Origin of the sequence: Flexivirga oryzae (genome assembly GCF_014190805.1) — a bacterium.
GTDB lineage: Bacteria > Actinomycetota > Actinomycetes > Actinomycetales > Dermatophilaceae > Flexivirga > Flexivirga oryzae.
Map to the genome: position 1 here is coordinate 1,512,782 of NZ_JACHVQ010000001.1, position 20,543 is coordinate 1,533,324.

Genomic DNA, 20,543 nt, shown 5'->3' on the forward strand with positions numbered 1-20,543 from the left:
AGGGTGCTCGTCCTTGGGAGGTGCCCGTCTCGAGCGGATGTGATCGCAGGCCGAAGACTTCGACCCATCGGCGACCGGACCTTCTCGCTAGATGCGATCAACGTCCGTGAGGTCGACGGCCTGAATGTCCCGTGTGTCCGCCGGGTCGAGCAACCGGTCGAGCGCATGTCCTGCTGCGCTGCCGATGAGCGTTCCCGTGGCGACGGCGACGACGGAGCCGATCGCGATGGTCGCGGCGTTGAATCCCGCCTGCCCGGTTGCGAGTTCGGTCGTGCTCAGCAGGCCGAGGCTGCCGGGCACGAGCAGCCAGAACGCCGGCAGGAAGACCACCAGCCGGAGCGGGCGGCCGGAGAGGCGGTGCACGATGGCGGCGGCGAGTCCGGCCACGGTGGCCCCGGCCAGCGCCCCGAGGATGAGCCCGCTGCCGGCCTGCACGATCGACTGGGTCGCGAACGTGAGCGCCAGCACGACGAAGATCCAGGGGATCGCAGCGCGGGAGGCTGCGACGTTGACGACGATGCCGCAGCCGATCACGGCGACCCCGATGTATGGCGCCAGCGGTCCGAGGTCCTGGGCTCGCACGTTGGTCAACGCAGACAGCTGATCGCCGGTGACGGCGACCGCCGCGAAGAGGCCGACCGCGAAGAGCACGAGTTGCATCACTCCCGACACCAGGCGCGAGGTACCCGCGACCGCCGCCCCCGAGGCGATCTCCGACATACCTGTGACGATCATCGAGCCGGGCAACAACACCGCGAAGGACGCGACCATCGTCCGCAACGTCCCGTGCAGGGGCCAGTGCTGCGCCACCAGCAGCACCAGCACGCCGACCGCGAACGAGGCGAGCAACGGAAGCAGCGTGCGGACGACGGTCACCCGGCGACCGACCATCACGAGCAGTGCCACGACCAGCGAACTACCCGCGGCGGTGACCAGGTCGCGCCAGGTGGGCTGCAGGATCGCGCAGATGCCCGTGCCGATCGCGATCATCGCCAGGTCACTCAGCCAGACCGGGCGCGAGGGCGGCAGGGCCGCGATCGCGTCCAGTTCGCGGATCGCCGAGGGTATGGCGACAGCTCCGCGCATCAGCCGGTCGTAGACGTCCTGGACGAGGGTGACCTGCTCGAACCGCAAGGTCCCCGTGACGGGTTCGAAGCCGACGCTGTCCTCGGCGCTCAGCCCGGCGAACAGCCCGGTCGGGGTGGCCGCGACCCGCACGCCGGGCGCACCGAGGCGGCGCGCCAACAGCGTCACCTGCCACTCGACGTCCGGCACCGGCGCACCACCGGCGAGCAGAGCGCTGCCCATCCGCAGCAGCACCTCACGCGTCGAGTCCGTCATACAGCCATCATGACGGCCACGGGAACAACCGTTGTCAGTGGCGGCGTTTACGGTTGCACTATGCGCCCGACCACTGACCTGCAGCGACGTGTCGCGCCCTTCGAGGTTGTTTCCGAGTACTCACCCAGCGGCGACCAGCCGACCGCGATCGCCGATCTGGCGCGCCGGGTCGAGGCGGGGGAGCAGGACACCGTGCTGCTCGGCGCGACCGGCACCGGCAAGTCCGCCACCACGGCGTGGCTGATCGAGCAGGTGCAAAGGCCCACCCTGGTGATGGCACCCAACAAGACCCTCGCGGCACAGCTGGCCAACGAGTTCCGCGAGCTGCTGCCGCACAACGCGGTCGAATACTTCGTCTCCTACTACGACTACTACCAGCCCGAGGCCTACATCCCGCAGACCGACACCTACATCGAGAAGGACTCCTCGATCAACGACGAGGTCGAGCGGCTGCGGCACAGCGCCACCAACTCGCTGCTGACCCGGCGCGACGTGATCGTGGTCGCGTCGGTGTCCTGCATCTACGGCCTCGGCACCCCGCAGGAGTACGTCGACCGCATGCAAGCGCTGCGGGTCGGTGACCAGCTGGACCGCGACGACCTGCTGCGCAAGTTCGTCCAGATGCAATACACCCGCAACGACCTGGCCTTCACCCGCGGCACCTTCCGGGTCCGCGGCGACACCGTCGAGATCATCCCGGTCTACGAGGAGCTGGCGATCCGGATCGAGTTCTTCGGCGACGAGATCGAGCGGCTCTACACGCTGCACCCGCTGACCGGCGAGGTGGTGCGCGAGGAGCAGGAGATGTACGTCTTCCCCGCGTCGCACTACGTCGCCGGCCCGGAGCGGATGGAGCGGGCCATCTCCTCGATCGAGACCGAGCTGGCCGACCGGCTGAAGACCCTGGAGAAGCAGGGCAAGCTGCTGGAGGCGCAGCGGCTGCGGATGCGCACGACCTACGACATCGAGATGATGCGTCAGGTCGGGTCGTGCTCCGGCATCGAGAACTACTCGCGGCACATCGACGGGCGCGGCCCGGGCAGCGCACCCAACTGCCTGCTCGACTACTTCCCCGAGGACTTCCTGCTGGTCATCGACGAGTCGCACCAGACGGTGCCGCAGATCGGCGCGATGTACGAAGGTGACATGTCCCGCAAGCGCATGCTGGTGGACCACGGCTTCCGGCTGCCGAGCGCGATGGACAACCGGCCGCTGAAGTGGGAGGAGTTCCTGGAGCGCATCGGGCAGACCATCTACCTGTCGGCGACGCCGGGCGACTACGAGATGGCCAGGGCCGGCGGCGAATACGTCGAGCAGGTGATCCGGCCGACCGGTCTGGTCGACCCGGAGATCGTGCTGAAGCCGACCAAGGGGCAGATCGACGACCTGCTGCACGAGATCAACGAGCGCACCGAGCGGGACGAGCGCGTCCTGGTGACGACGCTCACCAAGAAGATGGCCGAGGACCTCACCGACTACCTGCTGGAGAAGGGCGTCCGGGTGCGCTACCTGCACTCCGAGGTCGACACGTTGCGCCGTGTGGAGCTGCTGCGCGAGCTGCGGCTCGGCGAGTTCGACGTGCTCGTGGGCATCAACCTGTTGCGTGAGGGCCTCGACCTGCCGGAGGTGTCGCTGGTCAGCATCCTGGACGCCGACAAGGAGGGCTTCCTGCGCTCGGCCCGGTCGCTCATCCAGACGATCGGCCGCGCTGCGCGCAACGTGTCCGGTCAGGTGCACATGTATGCCGACAAGGTGACCCCGTCGATGCAGGAGGCGATCGACGAGACCAACCGCCGCCGGGACAAGCAGCTCGCCTACAACAAGGCGGCCGGCGTCGACCCGCAGCCGCTGCGCAAGAAGATCGCGGACATCACCGACATGCTGCAGCGCGAGGACGCCGACACCGATGCGCTGATGGGCAGCGGCCGGGCGCAGTCGCGCGGCAAGTCCGACGGTCGCGGCAAGCGCGGCGGCGGTCGCGGTGCGGTGCTCGCGGACGGTGAGGTCGCCGGCGCGGCACGGGTCTCCGGTCTGCCGGCCTCCGACCTGGCCGGGTTGATCCAGGAGCTCACCGAGCAGATGCACCAGGCCGCGGCCGACCTGCATTTCGAGCTGGCCGCGCGGTTGCGCGACGAGTTGGGCGACCTGAAGAAGGAGTTGCGGCAGATGGAGGCCGCGACCAAGTGAGCCGGTGACCAGGGCGATCTACTACGTCACGTAGGATCCGGTGCATGGTCACCACTCTCGACGACACGACCGCCGCCGAGCGCGTCTCCACCAGCTTCCCGGCTCGGGCCTTCAAGCTCGCCGCCTTCGCCGAAGCAGTCTCCTGGATCGGCCTGCTGATCGGCATGTTCTTCAAGTGGATCGTGCAGTCCGGCGATCTCGGGGTGCGGATCTTCGGCCCGATCCACGGCACGATCTTCGTGCTCTACGTGATCAGCCTGGTGGCGGTCTCGGTGACGCACAAGTGGACGCCGAAGGAGTCGCTGCTCGGCCTGGTCAGCAGTGTGCCCCCGCTGATGACGGTGTGGTTCGAGCGCCGCGCGGAGCGCCGCGGCGCCCTGGTGCGCCGCGCGGCCTGACGCCATACCAACTCCGCCGACGACGCCGACGACGCCGGCGCGTCCCGAAGTGCCGACGGTCGGGGGTTGGGGACGGGGTTTCGCGGAAAGTGCGTCCCGAAGTGCCGACGGTCGGGGGTTGGGGACGGGGTTGCGCGGAGAATGCGTCCCGAAGTGCCGACGGTCGGGGGTTGGGGACGGGGTTGCGCGGAAGGGCGTCCCGAAGTGCCGACGGTCGGGGGCTGGGGACGGGTTGCGCGGAAGGCGCGTCCCGAAGTGCCGACGGTCGGTTGGTCGGGACGCCTCAGGCGGCCGCGGGGGCGCGCGAGTTGCCGGTGATCACCACGGCGAGCCGGCTGCCGCGCCAGCGGTCGGGGTCCGACTGCAGGAACGCGACGCCCGCGGCGGCCGCGCCCTCGACGAGCAGTTCGTCGTGCCGCCGGAGCGTCTCCAGCGCGGTGCGCAACTGCTCCTCGCTGACCGTGTCGATCTCGTCGATCACCTGCCGGGCGATGCGGAAGGTGTACCGGTTGTGCGGGCCGAGATCGCCCAGCAGTGAGGTCGCGACCGTGTCCACCTCGTCGATCGACACCGGGTGACCGGCGCGCAGCGAGCGGTACATGGTGTCGGCCCGCTCGGCGCACACCCCGACGACCTGCGTGCCGTGGGTGACCGCCTTGACCGCCAGGCCGATGCCGCCGCTGAGACCGCCGCCGGAGACCGGTACGACGACCGCGTCCAGCGGCGGCAGGTCGTGCGTCAGTTCCAGCCCGATGGTGCCCTGGCCGCTGATCACGTCCGGGTGGTCGAACGGCGGGACGAACAGGTAGCCGCGGTCGTTCGCGAGTGCGAGCGCGGCGGTGATGGCGGCGGTCTGGTCGTGGCTGGTGTGGTCCACCACCGCGCCGAGTTGCTCCAGCGCGCGGGCGCGGTAGTCCGGCACAGTGCGGGCGAGGAACGCGGTGACCGGCAGCCCGAAGCGGCGGCCCATGTGCGCCACCGCCCGCGCGTGGTTGCCGGTGGACGCGGTCGTCACACCGGTGACCTCGCCGCCCTCCGCGGCGGCCCGGATCGCGTTGCAGGCGCCGCGCACTTTGAAGCTGCCGGTCGGCTGCTCGATCTCCAGCTTCAGGTAGACCGTGGCGCCGGTCAGCTCGCTCAGCCACCGGCTGATCCGGCTGGGAGTGTGCTCCACGTGGCCGGCGATGCGTCGCTGCGCCGACCTGATCGCGTCGAGGTCGGGCAGCGCCAGGTCCGTCATACCGTCATTGTCCCGCGCTCGGCACGAACCCCAGCTGCTTGTCGACCGGGTGCGGCAGCGGATCCCCGGCGAGCCACCGGTCGGCCAGTTCGACGAACTGCGCGGCGAGCGCGTCCAGCCAGCCCGTGGAGTCCCCGGACAGGTGCGGTGAGATCGTCAGCCCCGGCACGTCCCACAGCGGTGATTCGGCGGGTAGTGGCTCCTGCTGGAAGACGTCGAGCGCGGCGCCGGCCAACGCACCGGCCTGCAGCGCGGCCACCAGGTCGGCCTCGACCACGCTCTGGCCGCGGCCGACGTTGACGAAGTATGCCGAGGGGCTCATCGCGGCAAACACGTTGCGGTCGAACAGATTCCGGGTGTCGTCCGTCAACGGTGTCACATTGACGACCACGTCGAAATCACCGACGTGTTTGCTCAGGGTGGAGCTGGCGATCACCGAGCCGAAGTCGGGGTCACCCTCGCGCGCGGTGCGCCCGGCACCCGTCACGTCGACGTCGACGGCACGCAGCAGCCGCGCGATCTCGCGACCGATGCTGCCGGTGCCCACGATCAGCGCACGGCGGCCACGCAGCGGCCGGGTCTCCCGGTGGCGCCACTCATGGGCGCGCTGCAGTTCGAGGCCCTCCCGCATCAGCTTCAGGTGCGCCAGCACCGACGCCAGCACGAACTCGGCGATCGGCCGGTCGAAGATCCCGCGGGCGTTGGTCACCACGACCTCGGAGTCGCGCAACTCCGGGAAGAGCAGCTTGTCGACGCCGGCCGCGGCGACGTGGATCCACCGCAGGTCGCCGCAATGGCGCCATACGTCCCGCACCGCGGTCGAGAAGAAGTCCCAGAGGAAGAGCGCCTCGGCGCCCTCCAGCGCGGCACCGAGGCCCGCCGCATCGGTGTACCGGAGCGTCGCTCGGGAGGCGAGGGCCGCCAGGCCCGGGGGTCGGTCGTCGGCGTCCGCCACCAGGACGGCGATCACGGGCGGGTTCGAAGTCACTCCGCCAGTGAAGAATGGCCGTGTCTGATTGTCAACAATTGATTCTGGATGCACCATGAGCAGGTGAGTCAAACACCCCCCGACGCCGCGCTCAGCGGCCTGCGCTCCCGGCCGTTCCCGGAGCAGGAGTACCTCGACCGTCTGCGTGCCGTGCAGGTGCGTATGGCGGAACGTCAGCTCAGCTCGCTGATCATCGCCGACCCCGCGAATCTCTACTACCTGACCGGCTACAACGCGTGGTCGTTCTACATGCCCCAGTGCCTCATCGTCCCGGTGGAGGGCGACTGCCACCTGTTCACCCGGACGATGGACGCGGCGGGCGCGCACTACACGGCGTTCCTGCCGGTCGACCGCATCCACGGCTACCCCGACTACCTGGTCAACCGCCCGGACACGCACCCCTTCGACTGGATCGTCGACCGCGCGCTGGAGATCGGCGTGCTCGTCGACGAGCCGGGCGCGTATGTCGCCGCGGAGCTGGACGCGCACTTCTTCTCGGTCCGCAGCTACCTGGCGATCCAGTCGGCGCTGAAGATGTCCGCCCTGGTCGACAGCACCGAGCTGGTCAACTGGGTGCGCGTGCGCAAGTCACCCCTGGAACGTGAAAAGCTCCACACCGCAGGCAAGATCGCGCAACGCGTGATGGAGACCGCACTGCAGGAGCTGGAGCCCGGCCGACGCCAGTGCGACGTGGTCGCGGAGATCCAGCACGCCCAGGCGCTCGGTGCGCACAAGCTCGGCGGCGACTACCCCGCGATCGTGCCGATGCTGCCCACCGGCGAGACGGCCGGCACCCCCCACCTCACCTGGAGCGACCTACCGCTGCAGAGGGGGGAGGCGACCACCATCGAGCTCGCCGGCGTGTTCCACCGTTACCACGCGCCGCTGGCCCGCACGGTCGTGCTCGGTAAGGCGCCGCGCAAGCTGATCGAGTGCGCCGACGCCACCAACGAGGGTATGGCGGCCCTGCTGGAGCAGATGCGGCCCGGCAACCGGACGTGCGACGTGCACCGGGAGTTCGCCCAGACCATCGGCCGCTACGGGCTCACCAAGGAGTCGCGGATCGGCTACTCCATCGGCATCGGCTACCCGCCGGACTGGGGCGAGCGCACCATGAGCGTGCGGCCCGAGGACGAAACGGTCATCGAGGAGGACATGGCGTTCCACGTCATCCTCGGCATGTGGATGGACGGCTGGGGGTACGAGACCTCCGAGTCCATGCTCATCGGTCCGGACGGCCCGGACCTGCTCACCAACGTCCCACGCGGACTGACAGCGAAGGAGTGACATGACCCGGCTGCCCCTGGCAACCCGTGCAACCGACCTGGTGGGGTCGATCATCGACTCCAGCACCTCCCTGCTGGCCGGTCAGCGGCACGACATCGTGCGGTTCGCCATGGGCAGCCCGGCGCCCGAGGCGATCCCTGCCGACACGTTGCGCGACATCGCGGCGACCGAGCTCGGCCGTCCGGACGCCTACGACTATGCCGCGACCGAGGGTGACCCGCGGTTACGCGACGCGCTGCTCGGCGTGCTCGCTGACACGCCCGACGCGCCCACCCCGGACCGGCTGCTCATCACGGCCGGCGGCATGCAGGGACTCGACCTGGCCTTCAAACTCTTCGTCGATCCCGGAGACCTGGTGGTCGTCGAATCACCCACCTACACCAACGGATCCGCGACCGCGCTGTCCTACCAGGCCGAGCTGCTGGAGGTGCCGGTCGATGACGAGGGCATGCAGGTCGACACCCTGGAGGACCTGGTGGCGCGCGCCGGCCGGACGCCGAAGGCGATCTACGCCATACCCACGTTCCAGAACCCGTCGGGCGCGTCGATGTCCGTCGAGCGCCGGCACCGCTTGCTGGAGCTGACCCGGCAGTGGGGCAGCGTGCTCATCGACGACGACCCGTACGGGCTGCTGCGTTTCGAGGGTGCGGACGTGCCGTCGTTGCACGCGCTCGCCGGCGGCGATCCGCTCGTCTTCTCGGTGCGAACCTTCTCCAAGATCATCGGCCCCGGCCTGCGGGTCGGCTGGGTGGACGCGGACCCGTCGCTGCAACAGCTGTTGATCAACGCCAAGCAGGCTATGGACACCTGCACCAACCTGCCGTTGCAACGGTTGGTGGCCGGGTTCCTGGAGGGCGGTCACCTGCAGCCGCACCTGGTCGCGCAACGCTCGGCGTACCGGGAGCGCAAGCGGGCCATGCAGGACGCGCTGACCGAGCACTTCGCGGGTACGGCGCACTGGACCGACCCGCACGGCGGCTTCTTCCTCTGGGTGACGTTCGACCACGACGTCGACACCGAGGCGCTGTTCGAGGTCGCGCTCGCCGAAGGGGTGGCGTTCATCCCGGGCAACGCGTTCTCGCCGAGTAAACGTTTCCCGGATGCGCTGCGGCTGTGCTTCGCGTCGAGCACCCCGGAACGCATCCGGGAGGGCGTGGCACGACTGCGTCGCGCGGTGGACTCGATGGGGAAGCGCTGATGACCGAAACCGTTGACACCCAGGGAGTTTCGCACCTCGAAAACGCGGCTCTCGCCCTGATCGACGAAGACGAACTGGTCGCGGTCACCCAGGCCCTGGTACGACAGCCGGGGGAGAACCCGCCGGGTGAGGAGGCCGCGCGGGTGGCGGCGCTCGTCGCGGCGTGCACGGCGCGAGGGCTCGACGTGCGGACCGCGCCGCTGGCGGAGGGCAGGGAGAACGTGCACGCCCTCACGACCGGCGGAGGCGGGCCGCGTCTGCTCCTGCTCGGGCACACCGACGTGGTCCCGGTGGGCGACGGCTGGTCGGTCGACCCGTTCGCCGGGGTGGTGCGCGACGGGCGGATCATCGGCCGCGGGACGAGCGACATGCTCGGGGGTCTGGCCGCGTGCGTCGTCGCGATGAGCGCCGTGCAACGCGCGGCCGAGCACACGGGCGTCGAGTTGTCCGGCCGGATCGAGCTGGTCGCCGCGGTCGACGAGGAGGAGGGCGGCCTCGGCATCCGCGGCTTCATGGCTGATGCTCACGAGATGCCGGGTCGGGTGAGCTATTGCGGATGCATCACCGCCGAGCCCACCGACCTGCAGACCATCGTCGCGGCACGCGGCGACTGCTACCTCGACATCACGGTGCACGGCCGGGCCGCGCACGCGGGCCGCCCGTCGGACGGCTGCAACGCGATCTACGGCGCCGCCCGGGTGATCGAGTCGTTGCGGGCCTGGAACGACGAGCTCGCGCGGTCACCGCATCCGCTGGCCGGGCCGGCGACCTGGAGTGTCGGGATCGTGGAGGGCGGACAGGGCACGGCGATCGTGCCGGCGGCCTGCCGGATCCAGGCGGACCGCCGGTTGCTGCCGGGGGAGGGGCCGGACACCGTGCTGGCGTCGGTCGAGGCCCGGATCGCCGGGCTGGACCTGGCGCGTGACGGACTGCATGCGGAGGTCGCGATGCCGATGAGCATGCCGGGTTTCGAGACGGCAGAGGATGATTCGTTCGTCCGGGTGCTCGACGGCGCGCTCGCGGACTCCGGTGGGCCCGGGCTGCCGCCCGGGGGCTGGACCGCCGCCTGCGACGGCGGATACATCAGTCGCGATCTCGGCGTGCCCACCGTGGTGCTCGGGCCTGGCTCGGTCAACGACCAGGCGCATCGGCCCGACGAGTCGGTGCCGATCGCGGAGCTCGTTGTCGCGGCCCGCACCTATGTCCGCGCGGCGGTACGACTGCTGGCGACGCGGGCGGGCGAGCGTCCGACGGGGACCCGGTGACCGGCGGGTAATCTGCTTCCGGCACGAAGGAGAACGAGAGCATGAGCGCAGCGGCAGGACGTCCCAGACTGGAGCCGGTGGTCCGTGAGTCGACCGCGGTGATGATCGCGGACCGAGTGCGCGAGGGCATCGAGCGTGGCGACCTGCCGCCCGGCACGCAACTGGGAGAGGCCGAGCTATCCCGCCAGCTCGGCGTGAGCCGTGGTCCGCTGCGCGAGGGGCTGCAACGCCTCACCCAGGAGGGGCTACTGCTGTCCATCCGCAACCGCGGCCTGTTCGTCATCGAGATGACCCCGGAGCGGGTGCGCGACATGTACGTGGCCCGGCAGGCGGTCGAGCGCGCGGCGGCGGAACAGATCCACCTGGGCTCACCGCAGACCGCCGGCGCGCAGCTGTTGCAGATCACCGACGAGATGGAGGTCACCGCCGATGCCGGGGACCCGTCCGGCGTCGGCGAGGCCGACATCGCCTTCCACGACCTGCTGGTGCGACTGGCCGGGAGCCCCCGGTTGTCCCGCATGCACCGCACCCTGCTGACCGAGACCCGGATGGGCATCCACGCACTCGAGCCGACCTACCAGGGGTATGACGCCCGCGTGGCCGAACACCGCGCGATCGCACAGTCGTTCATCGACGGCGATCCCGCGGAGACCGACCAGCTGCTGCGGCTGCACATGGCGGACGCGGTCGAGCGGCTGACCGCGCGCAGCGCCGGGACGGACTGACGGCCCGCCGGATCAGACGCTGATCCCGATGTACTTCACCTCGAGGAACTCGTCGATCCCGACGTTGCCGCCCTCGCGGCCGAGACCGGACTCCTTGATCCCGCCGAACGGCGCCGCGGGGTTGGACACGACCCCCTGGTTGAGGCCGACCATGCCGGACTCGAGGCGTTCGGCGACGCGGAGGGCGCGGCGCAGGTCGTTGGTGAAGACGTAGGACACCAGCCCGTAGGGCGTGTCGTTCGCGGCGGCGACCACCTCGTCCTCGGTGGCGAACGGGATGACGGAGGCGACCGGCCCGAAGATCTCTTCCCGGGCCATCCGGGCATCGGTGGGCACATCGACCAGAACCGTTGGCGGGTAGAAGAATCCGGGACCGTCGGGAGCCGCACCTCCGGTGAGCACCCTGGCGCCCCGTGCGGTCGCGTCGGCGACCAGGTCGACGACCTTGCCGCGCCCGGCATCGTCGATGAGCGGGCCGACCTGGGTGCCGTCCTCGACACCGGGACCGACCTGCAGTGCGCTCATCGCCGTCGACAGCCGTCGGGCGAACTCGTCGGCCACGCCCTGCTGGGCGTAGATCCGGTTGGCCGCCGTGCACGCCTCACCCATGTTGCGCATCTTGGCCGCCATGGCGCCCGTCACCGCCTCGTCCAGTTCGGCGTCGTCGAACACGATGAACGGTGCATTGCCACCCAGCTCCATCGAGGTGCGCATCACGGTGTCCGCACACTGCGCGAGCAGGATCTTGCCCACCGCGGTCGACCCGGTGAACGACAGCTTGCGGGCCTTGCCGGACCGGATCAGCGGCTCCATGACGCCGTTCGCGTCGGTGCAGGTGACGATGTTGACGACGCCGGCAGGCACACCCGCGTCGAGCAGGATCTGCCCCAGCGCCAGCATCGACAACGGGGTCTGCGGCGCCGGTTTGATGACGCTGGTGCAGCCCGCGGCGATGGCGGGGCCGATCTTGCGGGTGCCCATCGCCATCGGGAAGTTCCACGGCGTGATCAGCAGGCACGGCCCGACCGGCTGCTTGGTCACCAGGAAGCGTGCGCCACCCGCCGGCGCGGTCTGGTAGCCGCCGTCGATGCGCAGCGCCTCGCTCGCGAAATGGCGGAAGAACTCTGCGGCATAAGCGATTTCGCCACGCGACTCGGCGAGCGGCTTGCCCATCTCCAGCGTCATCAGCAGCGCGAGATCGTCGATCCGCTCGTGGAGCAGGTCGTACGCGCGCATCAGCATGTCGTAGCGGTCACGGGGAGCGGTCGCGGCGAACCCGGCCTGTGCGTCGACCGCCGCGTCGAGCGCTCGCCGGCCGTCGTCCGGGGTGGCGTCGGCGACCCGCGCCAGCTCCTCGCCGGTCGCGGGATTCGAGACCGGGAACGTCGCGCCACTCGCCGGGTCGGCCCACGCACCGCCGATCAGCAACTGTGTCGGCACCGCATCGAGCACCCGGGCGGACCGGACCGATCTGTCGTTCGAAAAGGACATCTGCGCACTCCTCGCGAGTTAGTCTGATTGTTGACAATCTAGCAAGGGACGGATTTCGATGGCACAGCTCTCCCAGGCCCTCAAGCAGGCCACGCCGGTGATCGCAGCACGGGGCGAGGGGGTGAACCTGTATGACGAGGACGGCCGACGCTACCTGGATTTCACCGCAGGTATCGGGGTGACCAGTACCGGGCACTGCCACCCGCGGGTGGTGGCCGCCGCACAGGAGCAGGTCGCGAAACTCATCCACGGGCAGTACACCACCGTCATGCACCGGCCGTTGCTGACGCTCGTGGAGCGCCTGGGTGAGGTGTTGCCCGAGCGGCTGGACCGGGTTTTCTTCGCCAACTCCGGGTCGGAGGCCGTCGAGGCGGCGCTGCGGCTGGCGCGTCAGGCGACCGGCCGTCCCAATGTGATCGTCTTCCACGGCGGGTTCCACGGCCGAACCGTCGCAACCGCGTCGATGACAACCTCGAACACCCGCTACAGTGCTGGCTTTTCGCCGCTCATGTCCGGTGTGCACGTGGCGCCGTTCCCCAACCCGACGCACTACGGTTGGCCGGTCGAGCAGGCGACGGACTTCGCGCTCAAGGAGCTCGACTTCATCCTGCAGACGCTCACCCAGCCGAACGAGACCGCGGCCTTCCTCGTCGAGCCGGTGCTCGGTGAAGGCGGCTACGTACCCGGCAACACCGCCTTCTTCACCGGCCTGCGGGAACGGGCCGACCGGCACGGGATCCAGCTGATCCTCGACGAGGTGCAGACCGGCTGGGGACGCACGGGGAAGTTCTGGGCGCAGGAGCATTTCGGGGTGACACCGGACATCCTGGTCACCGCCAAGGGCATCGGATCCGGCTTCCCGCTGTCCGGTATCGCGGCCCCCGCGGCGCTGATGGACAAGGTGTGGCCGGGCTCGCAGGGTGGAACCTACGGCGCGAATGCCGTAGCGTGCGCGGCGGCCATCGCCACGCTGGACGTCATACAGGACGAGAAACTCGTCGACAACGCGGCGCAGCGCGGCGAGCAGTTGCTGGAGCGGCTGCGGAGCACGGCGGACGGGTACGACGCGGTCCACGACGTGCGTGGCCTGGGTCTGCTGGTCGGGAACGAGTTCCGGTCCGCGAACGGCGAGCCCGACGGAAGCACCGCCGCGGCGGTGCAGCAGGAGGCGGCCCGTCGTGGCCTGCTGCTGCTGACCTGTGGACCATCGGGCGAGGTGGTGCGGTTCATACCGGCCCTCGTCGTGAACGAGAAGGAGGTGGACGAAGCCGCCGAGCTGTGGGCAGCGTCGGTCGACGCTGTCCTTGCGGCCGGCGCACGCTGACGTGCCCCGGAGCGACCTGTTTGGAGCGAGGTCCTGCCGGGAAGTAGCCAGGAGTGCACATCCACCATGAGGAGGAGCACATGCCAGCTCAATCGACCGACAGCGATACGTATGCGAGTCCCGGCGAGCAGCCGGTTGACCAGAAAACCCTGAGACGCGCCGTCGGCGCATCGATGATCGGGAACGCGACCGAGTGGTACGACTACGGCGTCTACGCCTACCTGACGACCGAGATCACCGACAACTTCTTCCCGCACGCGGGCGTGGCGGCAACCCTGCTGGTGTATGCCGTGTCCTTCGTCCTGCGGCCGCTCGGCGGCATCGTGTGGGGCCCCATCGGAGACCGGTTGGGCCGCAACAAGGTGATGGCGATGACCATCATCCTGATGGCGCTCGGCACCTTCCTCGTGGGCGTCATCCCCAGCTACGACTCGATCGGCTTCTGGGCACCGGTCCTGCTGATCCTGCTGCGCGTCGTGCAGGGTTTCTCCACCGGTGGTGAGTACGGCGGTGCCGCCACGTTCATGGCCGAGTACGCCCCGGACAAGAAGCGCGGTTTCTGGGGCTCCTTCCTGGAGTGCGGCACCCTGCTCGGCTTCAGCGGCGGCCTGGCCATCACGCTCATCCTGCGCGCATCGCTCAGCGATGACGCCATGACGTCGTGGGGTTGGCGCATCCCCTTCCTCATCGGCCTGCCGTTGGGCCTGGTCGGGCTGTATCTGCGCACCAAGATGGAGGACACCCCGGTCTTCCGCGAGCTGCAGGGCAACAACGAGGTGGAGGAAGCGGCCACCAGCGCGCTGAAGGACCTGTTCCGGGACTACTGGCAGCCGATCGTGCGCCTCTTCCTGTTGGTCGTTGCGCTGAACATCGCCGACTACACGCTGCTGACGTACATGCCGACGTACATGTCGGGTGACAAGCCGGACGGGCTGGGCATTTCGAGCACCCAGTCGGATGTCATCCTGCTGATCGGTCAGCTGATCATGACGGCGCTGATCTGGATCGCGGGAACGACGTCGGACCGGGTCGGGCGAAAACCCATGTGGTGGTTCTCGCTGATCGGGATCTTCGTGCTCGCCGTGCCCTGCTTCTGGCTCATGGGTCAGGGGATCGCCTGGGCCATCATCGGATTCACCGTTCTCGGGTTGGTGTTCCTGCCGCAGCTGGGCACCGTGTCGGCGACCTTCCCGGCGATGTTCCCGGCGCACGTCCGCTATGCGGGTATGGCGATCAGCTACAACGTGTCGACCGCCGCCTTCGGTGGCACCGCATCCGTGGTCAACGACTGGCTGGTCGGCTGGGGCGGCCGTTACATGCCGGCGTTCTACATGATGCTCGCCATGGTCATCGGGATGATCGGCCTCGTGAAGGTCCCCGAGACGGCGGGCGAGTCGATCCGCGGCCGCGGCATACCGGGTACCTCGGAGGAGAAGGCCGAACCGCGAGATCGTTCCGGCATTCACAACGTGTCCGGAATCCATGACGTCTCACGGGAGTTCGGCACCCGCCGGCGTCGCTAGCGGCGTCTCGGGTCACGTCATACGTCGAGTGCGGCGGGCTGGTCCTCGGTGTTGCCCTGTGCAGCGCCGAGGATCAGCACGCTGGCCGCGACCACGAAGAGCATCCCGAGCAGTTTGACGGGGGAGAGCCGCTGCCCCAGCACGAGTAGACCGGCACCGGCGGCGACGACCGGCTCGAGCGAGAGCAGGATGCCGAACACGTTGGGCGGCAGCCGGCGCAGTGCGACCAGCTCCAGGGAGTAGGGCACGACCGACGACAGCACGGCGATTCCCGCGCCCTTGAGGAGCGCCTCGCCGCCGACGAGCGGGCTGCCCGCCTCGAACGCGCCGAGCGGCAGCACCACGACGGAGGCCAGGAGCATGGCGATCGCCAGGCCCTCCACCCCGGAGAAGTGCCGGCCGGTGCGCCGGGAGGTGAGGATGTAGATCGCCCAGCACGCCCCGGCGGTGAGTGCCAGCAGGATGCCCACCAGGTCGAGGTCGCCGAGCGGTGTGCTGACCGCGCCGGAGACCAGGACGACCCCCGCCGCTGCGAGCAGGATCGCGAGGAAGTCCCGGACGTGCCGCGACAGGATCGCCGACAGCACCAGCGGGCCGATGAACTCGATGGTGACGGCGACACCGATCGGCAACCGGCGCAGCGACCCGTAGAACGCGAGGTTCATCGCGCCGAGGGTCGCACCGTAGGCCGCGACGGCCACCCAGTCGGAGCGGCTGCGACCGCGCAGCGACGGGCGGACCCACGGCCACATCAGCAGGGTCGCGAGCGCCAGCCGGAGCGCGACCGACCCGGAGACGCCGACGAGCGGCAGCAGCGTCACGGCCAGTGCGCCGCCGAACTGGACGGACACGATGCTGCCCAGCACGAGCAACGGCGCGGGGACAGTCCCCGCGCCGCGCCTCATGCCGGTGATTATTGCAGTTGGCGGATCCGGCCGATGACCGTCAGGGTCTCCTGGCGGTGCGCCGGCATGTCCTCCTCGACGACGACCTCGCCGGTGGACGGCGAGTGCAGGATCCGCCGCGGGCCGGTGACGATGCCGACGTGGTGGATCGTCTTGCCGGGGTAGGCGAAGAAGTACAGGTCGCCCGGTCGTGCCTCGTCGACCGGCACGTCGTCGCACGCGCGGTACTGGTCGCCGCCGTCGCGGGCGAAGATCACCCCGAGGCGGCGCAGCGCGTAGTGGACCAGACCGGAGCAGTCCAGTCCGGCGGGGGAGATGCCGCCCCAGAGGTAGCCGAGACCGATGTGCCGGCGCGCCTCGGTGAGGAAGTTGTCGACGGTCGGCGCGACGCCGCAGTCGGGGAGGCGGCCGACGGGGGCGTCGTCGACGAGCCGTAGGTGGGCGGTGCGGACGTATCCCGGGTAGCCGGTGTCGCTGCCGTCATACGGCTGCCACGGTGCGGTGACCCGGGTCCAGCCCGCCTCCTCCTCGCCACCGACGAGGACCGGCTCACCCTCGAGGAGTTCGGAGTCGAAACGCTCGTAGAGGCCGAGGCGACCCTCCTCGAGCGTCGGCTGCGCGTCCAGGTCGGCGAGCCAGCGAGCGTGGTCGGGCCGGTCGGCGACGATGGGTCCGTCGACGGGCCGGGGAGAGCCGGGCGCGTTCCACAGCCCGGTGACCCCGACGTTCACAATTGCCAGTTGTGCGGCTTCCGCGTCAATCATCACCAGCCCATCCAACACGCTCGCTGCCGCCCGCGCTCACCAGCCCCGCGATCGCCACTCCGCCAGCTGCGGGCGCTCGGCCCCGAGGGTCGTGTCGTCACCGTGCCCCGGGTAGACCCAGGTGTCGTCGTCGTACCGGCCGAACACGCGCTCCTCGACGTCGTCGATCAGCTGCGGGAACGACTGGTAGTCGGCGTGATTCGTCGCTCCTACGCCTCCGGGGAAGAGGGAGTCGCCGGTGAACAGGTGGGTGTGACCGTCGTCGCCCCGGAACGACAGTGCGACGGACCCGGGCGTGTGCCCGCGCAGGGCGATCACGTCGAGCGTCAGGTCGCCGACGCGGACGGTGTCGCCGTCGGCCAGCCGCTGGTCGACGGCGACCGGCAGCTCGTCCGCGTCGTCCGCGCCCGCGAGGGTGCGGGCTCCGGTCGCGCCCACCGCGTCCGGCAGGGCCCGCACGTGGTCCCAGTGCCGGTGCGTGGTGACGATCTGGGTGACCCGGCCGCCGTCCGCCTCGACCATCGCCGCGATCGCCGGCCAGTCGTCGGCGGCGTCGATGAGCAGCGCCTCACCGCTCGCCGCGTCGGTCACCAGGTAGACGTTGTTGTGCATGTCCGAGACGCTGAGCTTGCTGATCCGCGCCGGACCCGCATCACGCGTCGCAGGAGCATCACCAGGGGTCACGTGACCGTCGTACATCATCGAAGTCTCCTCACGATTCGGGGTTGTCGGTGGTGCGACCTAGCATTGAGCTCGTGCCAACGCCTCCGTCATCCACCGTGCCATCAAGTCGGGGCCGCGACCACCTCCGGGTGCGTGGTGCTCGCGAGCACAACCTCCAGGACATCTCGATCGACATCCCGCGCGACGCGCTCGTGGTCTTCACCGGGCTGTCCGGTTCGGGCAAGTCGTCACTCGCCTTCGACACCATCTTCGCCGAGGGACAGCGCCGGTATGTCGAGTCGCTGTCGGCATACGCCCGGCAGTTCCTCGGCCAGATGGACAAGCCGGACGTCGACTTCATCGAGGGTCTGTCGCCCGCGGTGTCGATCGACCAGAAGTCGACCAACCGCAACCCGCGCTCGACCGTCGGCACCATCACCGAGGTCTACGACTACCTGCGCCTGCTCTTCGCCCGCGCCGGGCGGCCGCACTGCCCGGTGTGCGGTGAGCCGGTCGGCCGGCAGACACCGCAACAGATCGTCGACCAGCTGCTGGCGCTGCCGGACCGCACCCGCTACCAGGTGCTGGCCCCGGTGGTGCGGGCGCGCAAGGGCGAATACCTCGAGTTGTTCGCCGAGTTGCAGGCCAAGGGCTACTCGCGGGCGCGGGTCGACGGCGAGGTCGTGACGCTCACCGAGCCGCCGAAGCTCGCCAAGCAGAAGAAGCACACGATCGAGGTCGTCGTCGACCGGCTGGTGGCCAAGGAGGGTGATGCCTCCGGCAAGCAGCGGATCACCGACTCGGTCGAGACGGCGCTCGGCCTGGCCGGTGGTGTGATGATCGCCGACCTGGTCGACCTGGACGCCGACGACCCCCGGCGGGAGCGGCGCTTCTCCGAGAAGATGGCCTGCCCCAACGAGCACCCGCTCGCGATGGACGAGATCGAGCCCCGCTCGTTCTCGTTCAACAGCCCGTTCGGCGCGTGCCCGACCTGCACCGGTATCGGCACCGAGCTGGAGGTCGACATCGACCTGGTGATCCCCGACCAGGACAAGTCGATCCGGGAGGGCGCGATCCTGCCGTGGGCGCAGGGCGCGCAGTCGACCGACTACTTCCTGCGGGTCATCGGCGCGCTCGCCGACGAGCAGAAGTTCAGCCTCGACGTGCCGTGGCGAGCGCTGCCGGAGCGTGCCAAGGAGGCGCTGCTGCACGGCCGGAACCACAAGGTGCACGTCAAGTACCGCAACCGCTACGGCCGCGAACGCAGCTACTCCACGGGCTTCGAGGGCGTCATACCGTTCATCAAGCGGCGGCACGAGGAGACCGAGTCCGACTGGAGCCGGGACCGCTACGAGGGCTACATGCGGGAGGTGCCCTGCCCGGTCTGCCGCGGCGCCCGGCTGAAGCCCGAGTCGCTGGCGGTGACCATCGGCGGACGTTCCATCGCCGAGGTCTGCGCGCTGCCGATCTCCGAGTCGGCCGGCTTCCTGGACAACGTCGACTTCACACCGCGGGAGCGGCAGATCGCCGAGCGGGTGATCCGCGAGGTCGACGCACGGCTCGGATTCCTGCTGGACGTCGGTCTCGACTACCTGTCGCTCGACCGGCCCGCGGCGACGCTGTCCGGCGGTGAGGCGCAGCGCATCCGGCTGGCCACCCAGATCGGTTCGGGGCTGGTCGGCGTGCTCTACGTGCTCGACGAGCCGTCCATCGGTCTGCACCAGCGCGACAACCACCGGCTGATCGAGACGCTGACCCGGTTGCGCGACCTGGGCAACACGCTGATCGTCGTGGAGCACGACGAGGACACCATCGCCACCGCCGACTGGGTCGTCGACATCGGGCCGGGCGCGGGCGAGCACGGCGGCAACGTCGTGCACTCGGGTCCGGTCAAGGAGCTGTTGGAGCACCCCGACTCGATCACCGGCGCCTACCTGTCCGGTCGTCGCGAGATCCTGACCCCGGCGATCCGCCGGCCGCAGGACGGTCGCCAGATCGTCGTCCGCGGGGCGCGCGAGCACAACCTGCAGAACATCGACGCCGCCATACCGCTCGGCAATCTCGTGGCGGTCACCGGTGTTTCCGGCTCCGGCAAGTCGACGCTGGTCAACCACATCCTCTACAACGTGCTGGCCAACCAGCTCAACGGCGCCCGGCACGTGCCCGGGCGGCACCGCACGGTGGAGGGTCTGGACCAGCTGGACAAGGTCGTCCACGTCGACCAGAGCCCGATCGGCCGCACCCCGCGGAGCAACCCCGCGACCTACACCGGGGTCTTCGACAACATCCGCAAGCTGTTCGCCGAGACGACCGAGGCGAAGGTGCGCGGTTACCAGCCGGGACGCTTCTCGTTCAACGTCAAGGGTGGTCGCTGCGAGGCCTGCAGCGGTGACGGCACCATCAAGATCGAGATGAACTTCCTGCCGGACGTCTACGTCCCGTGCGAGGTGTGCCACGGCGCCCGCTACAACCGCGAGACGCTCGAGGTGCACTTCAAGGGCAAGACGATCGCGGACGTGCTCGACATGCCGATCGAGGAGGCGAAGGACTTCTTCGCGGCGGTGCCCGCCATCGCGCGGCACATGAACACCCTGGTCGACGTCGGGCTGGGTTACGTCCGGCTCGGGCAGCCGGCGCCGACCCTGTCCGGTGGCGAGGCGCAGCGCGTGAAGCTCGCCTCCGAGCTGCAGAAGCGTTCCACCGGCCGCACCATCTACGTGCTCGACGAGCCCACCACCGGTTTGCACTTCGAGGACATCCGCAAGCTGCTCGGGGTGCTGCAGGGCCTGGTCGACAAGGGCAACACGGTGATCGTGATCGAGCACAATCTCGACGTGATCAAGTCGGCCGACTGGATCCTCGACATGGGCCCCGAGGGCGGGCACCGGGGCGGCACCATCGTGGCGACCGGCACCCCGGAGGAGGTGGCCGAGGTCGCGGACAGCTACACCGGTCAGTTCCTCGCGCCGCTGCTCGCCAAGACGACCCGGGCCGCTCGGCCGTCGCAGGCCAAGGCGTCGCCGACGAAGAAGGCGACGACGAAGAAGGCGAGCGCGAAGAAGACGGCGACGAAGAAGGCGGCGCGGAAGACGGCCGCCACCAAGGCCGCAGCCACCACGTCGCCCACCCGCACCCGGACCGCCGCCGCGGCGGCACGCTCGGCCAAGCCCGCTGCCACCGCGAAGGCACCGAACGCGAAGGCGACGCGGGCGAACTGACCCGGTGCACCGCTGTCCCGGGTGCG

Annotated in this window: 16 protein-coding genes; 9 read left to right on the top strand and 7 right to left on the bottom strand. The window is 69.7% G+C overall.

Features of this window, described 5'->3' with window-relative positions; translation table 11 throughout:
- Nucleotides 1–87 precede the first annotated feature (87 nt).
- Nucleotides 88–1,341 carry a threonine/serine exporter family protein gene (locus tag FHU39_RS06950; RefSeq protein ID WP_183319672.1) on the bottom strand — a complete coding sequence of 418 codons (1,254 nt, stop codon included), beginning with the start codon at nt 1,339–1,341 and terminating at the stop codon, nt 88–90.
- A gap of 60 nt (nt 1,342–1,401) precedes the next feature.
- Between FHU39_RS06950 and uvrB the strand changes: the two genes are divergently transcribed.
- The gene (gene uvrB, locus FHU39_RS06955; protein ID WP_183319673.1) at nt 1,402–3,528 is read left to right on the top strand and encodes an excinuclease ABC subunit UvrB; all 2,127 of its coding nucleotides are present in this window, start codon (nt 1,402–1,404) and stop codon (nt 3,526–3,528) included.
- Nucleotides 3,529–3,572: 44 nt separating this feature from the next.
- Entirely contained in the window at nt 3,573–3,926 is a 354-nt protein-coding gene (locus FHU39_RS06960) for a DUF3817 domain-containing protein (protein WP_183319674.1), read from the top strand.
- A gap of 283 nt (nt 3,927–4,209) precedes the next feature.
- On the opposite strand, the gene FHU39_RS06965 is transcribed toward FHU39_RS06960, so the two are convergent.
- Together FHU39_RS06965 and FHU39_RS06970 are read right to left on the bottom strand one after the other, a co-directional pair.
- Entirely contained in the window at nt 4,210–5,166 is a 957-nt protein-coding gene (locus tag FHU39_RS06965) for a pyridoxal-phosphate dependent enzyme (protein WP_183319675.1), read from the bottom strand.
- 4 nt (nt 5,167–5,170) lie between these two features.
- Nucleotides 5,171–6,154, bottom strand: a complete 984-nt coding sequence (locus FHU39_RS06970) for a D-2-hydroxyacid dehydrogenase (RefSeq protein WP_343065767.1) — start codon at nt 6,152–6,154, stop codon at nt 5,171–5,173.
- Between the two features lie 63 nt (nt 6,155–6,217).
- Between FHU39_RS06970 and FHU39_RS06975 the strand changes: the two genes are divergently transcribed.
- Genes FHU39_RS06975 through FHU39_RS06990 form a run of 4 tightly spaced genes read left to right on the top strand, consistent with a single transcriptional unit; the run spans nt 6,218 to nt 10,629 of the window.
- On the top strand, nt 6,218–7,441 hold the full coding sequence (locus tag FHU39_RS06975) for a M24 family metallopeptidase (protein WP_343065768.1): 1,224 nt from the start codon (nt 6,218–6,220) through the stop codon (nt 7,439–7,441).
- A 1-nt stretch (nt 7,442) separates the two neighbouring features.
- Complete coding sequence (locus FHU39_RS06980; protein ID WP_183319678.1) at nt 7,443–8,639, top strand: aminotransferase-like domain-containing protein; 1,197 nt, start codon at nt 7,443–7,445, stop codon at nt 8,637–8,639.
- A complete protein-coding gene (locus FHU39_RS06985) occupies nt 8,639–9,904 on the top strand; it encodes a M20 family metallopeptidase (RefSeq protein ID WP_183319679.1) in 1,266 nt (421 codons plus the stop codon). Before FHU39_RS06980 ends, FHU39_RS06985 begins: the two co-directional genes overlap by 1 nt.
- A 41-nt stretch (nt 9,905–9,945) precedes the next feature.
- On the top strand, nt 9,946–10,629 hold the full coding sequence (locus FHU39_RS06990) for a GntR family transcriptional regulator (RefSeq protein WP_183319680.1): 684 nt from the start codon (nt 9,946–9,948) through the stop codon (nt 10,627–10,629).
- 12 nt (nt 10,630–10,641) lie between these two features.
- Here the strand turns inward: FHU39_RS06990 and FHU39_RS06995 are convergent, their stop codons facing one another.
- Nucleotides 10,642–12,120 carry an NAD-dependent succinate-semialdehyde dehydrogenase gene (locus FHU39_RS06995; RefSeq protein WP_183319681.1) on the bottom strand — a complete coding sequence of 493 codons (1,479 nt, stop codon included), beginning with the start codon at nt 12,118–12,120 and terminating at the stop codon, nt 10,642–10,644.
- Nucleotides 12,121–12,178: 58 nt separating this feature from the next.
- On the opposite strand from FHU39_RS06995, the gene FHU39_RS07000 reads away from it, so the two are divergent.
- Nucleotides 12,179–13,444 carry an aspartate aminotransferase family protein gene (locus FHU39_RS07000; protein WP_183319682.1) on the top strand — a complete coding sequence of 422 codons (1,266 nt, stop codon included), beginning with the start codon at nt 12,179–12,181 and terminating at the stop codon, nt 13,442–13,444.
- A gap of 80 nt (nt 13,445–13,524) precedes the next feature.
- On the top strand, nt 13,525–14,967 hold the full coding sequence (locus FHU39_RS07005) for an MFS transporter (RefSeq protein WP_183319683.1): 1,443 nt from the start codon (nt 13,525–13,527) through the stop codon (nt 14,965–14,967).
- A 17-nt stretch (nt 14,968–14,984) separates the two neighbouring features.
- Here FHU39_RS07005 and FHU39_RS07010 read toward each other — a convergent pair whose 3' ends face one another.
- From FHU39_RS07010 to FHU39_RS07020, 3 genes are read right to left on the bottom strand one after another with little or no spacing between them, the layout of a single operon-like run.
- Nucleotides 14,985–15,872, bottom strand: coding sequence for an EamA family transporter (locus tag FHU39_RS07010; protein WP_183319684.1), 888 nt, complete (start codon nt 15,870–15,872; stop codon nt 14,985–14,987).
- Between the two features lie 8 nt (nt 15,873–15,880).
- Nucleotides 15,881–16,636 (bottom strand): C40 family peptidase, encoded by a 756-nt coding sequence (locus FHU39_RS07015; protein ID WP_246336415.1) that lies wholly within the window; start codon nt 16,634–16,636, stop codon nt 15,881–15,883.
- A 36-nt stretch (nt 16,637–16,672) separates the two neighbouring features.
- Nucleotides 16,673–17,338: an MBL fold metallo-hydrolase gene (locus FHU39_RS07020; RefSeq protein WP_183319686.1), complete on the bottom strand. Its 666-nt coding sequence runs from the start codon at nt 17,336–17,338 to the stop codon at nt 16,673–16,675.
- A 53-nt stretch (nt 17,339–17,391) separates the two neighbouring features.
- On the opposite strand from FHU39_RS07020, the gene uvrA reads away from it, so the two are divergent.
- On the top strand, nt 17,392–20,517 hold the full coding sequence (uvrA, locus tag FHU39_RS07025; RefSeq protein ID WP_343065769.1) for an excinuclease ABC subunit UvrA: 3,126 nt from the start codon (nt 17,392–17,394) through the stop codon (nt 20,515–20,517).
- Nucleotides 20,518–20,543 lie beyond the last annotated feature (26 nt).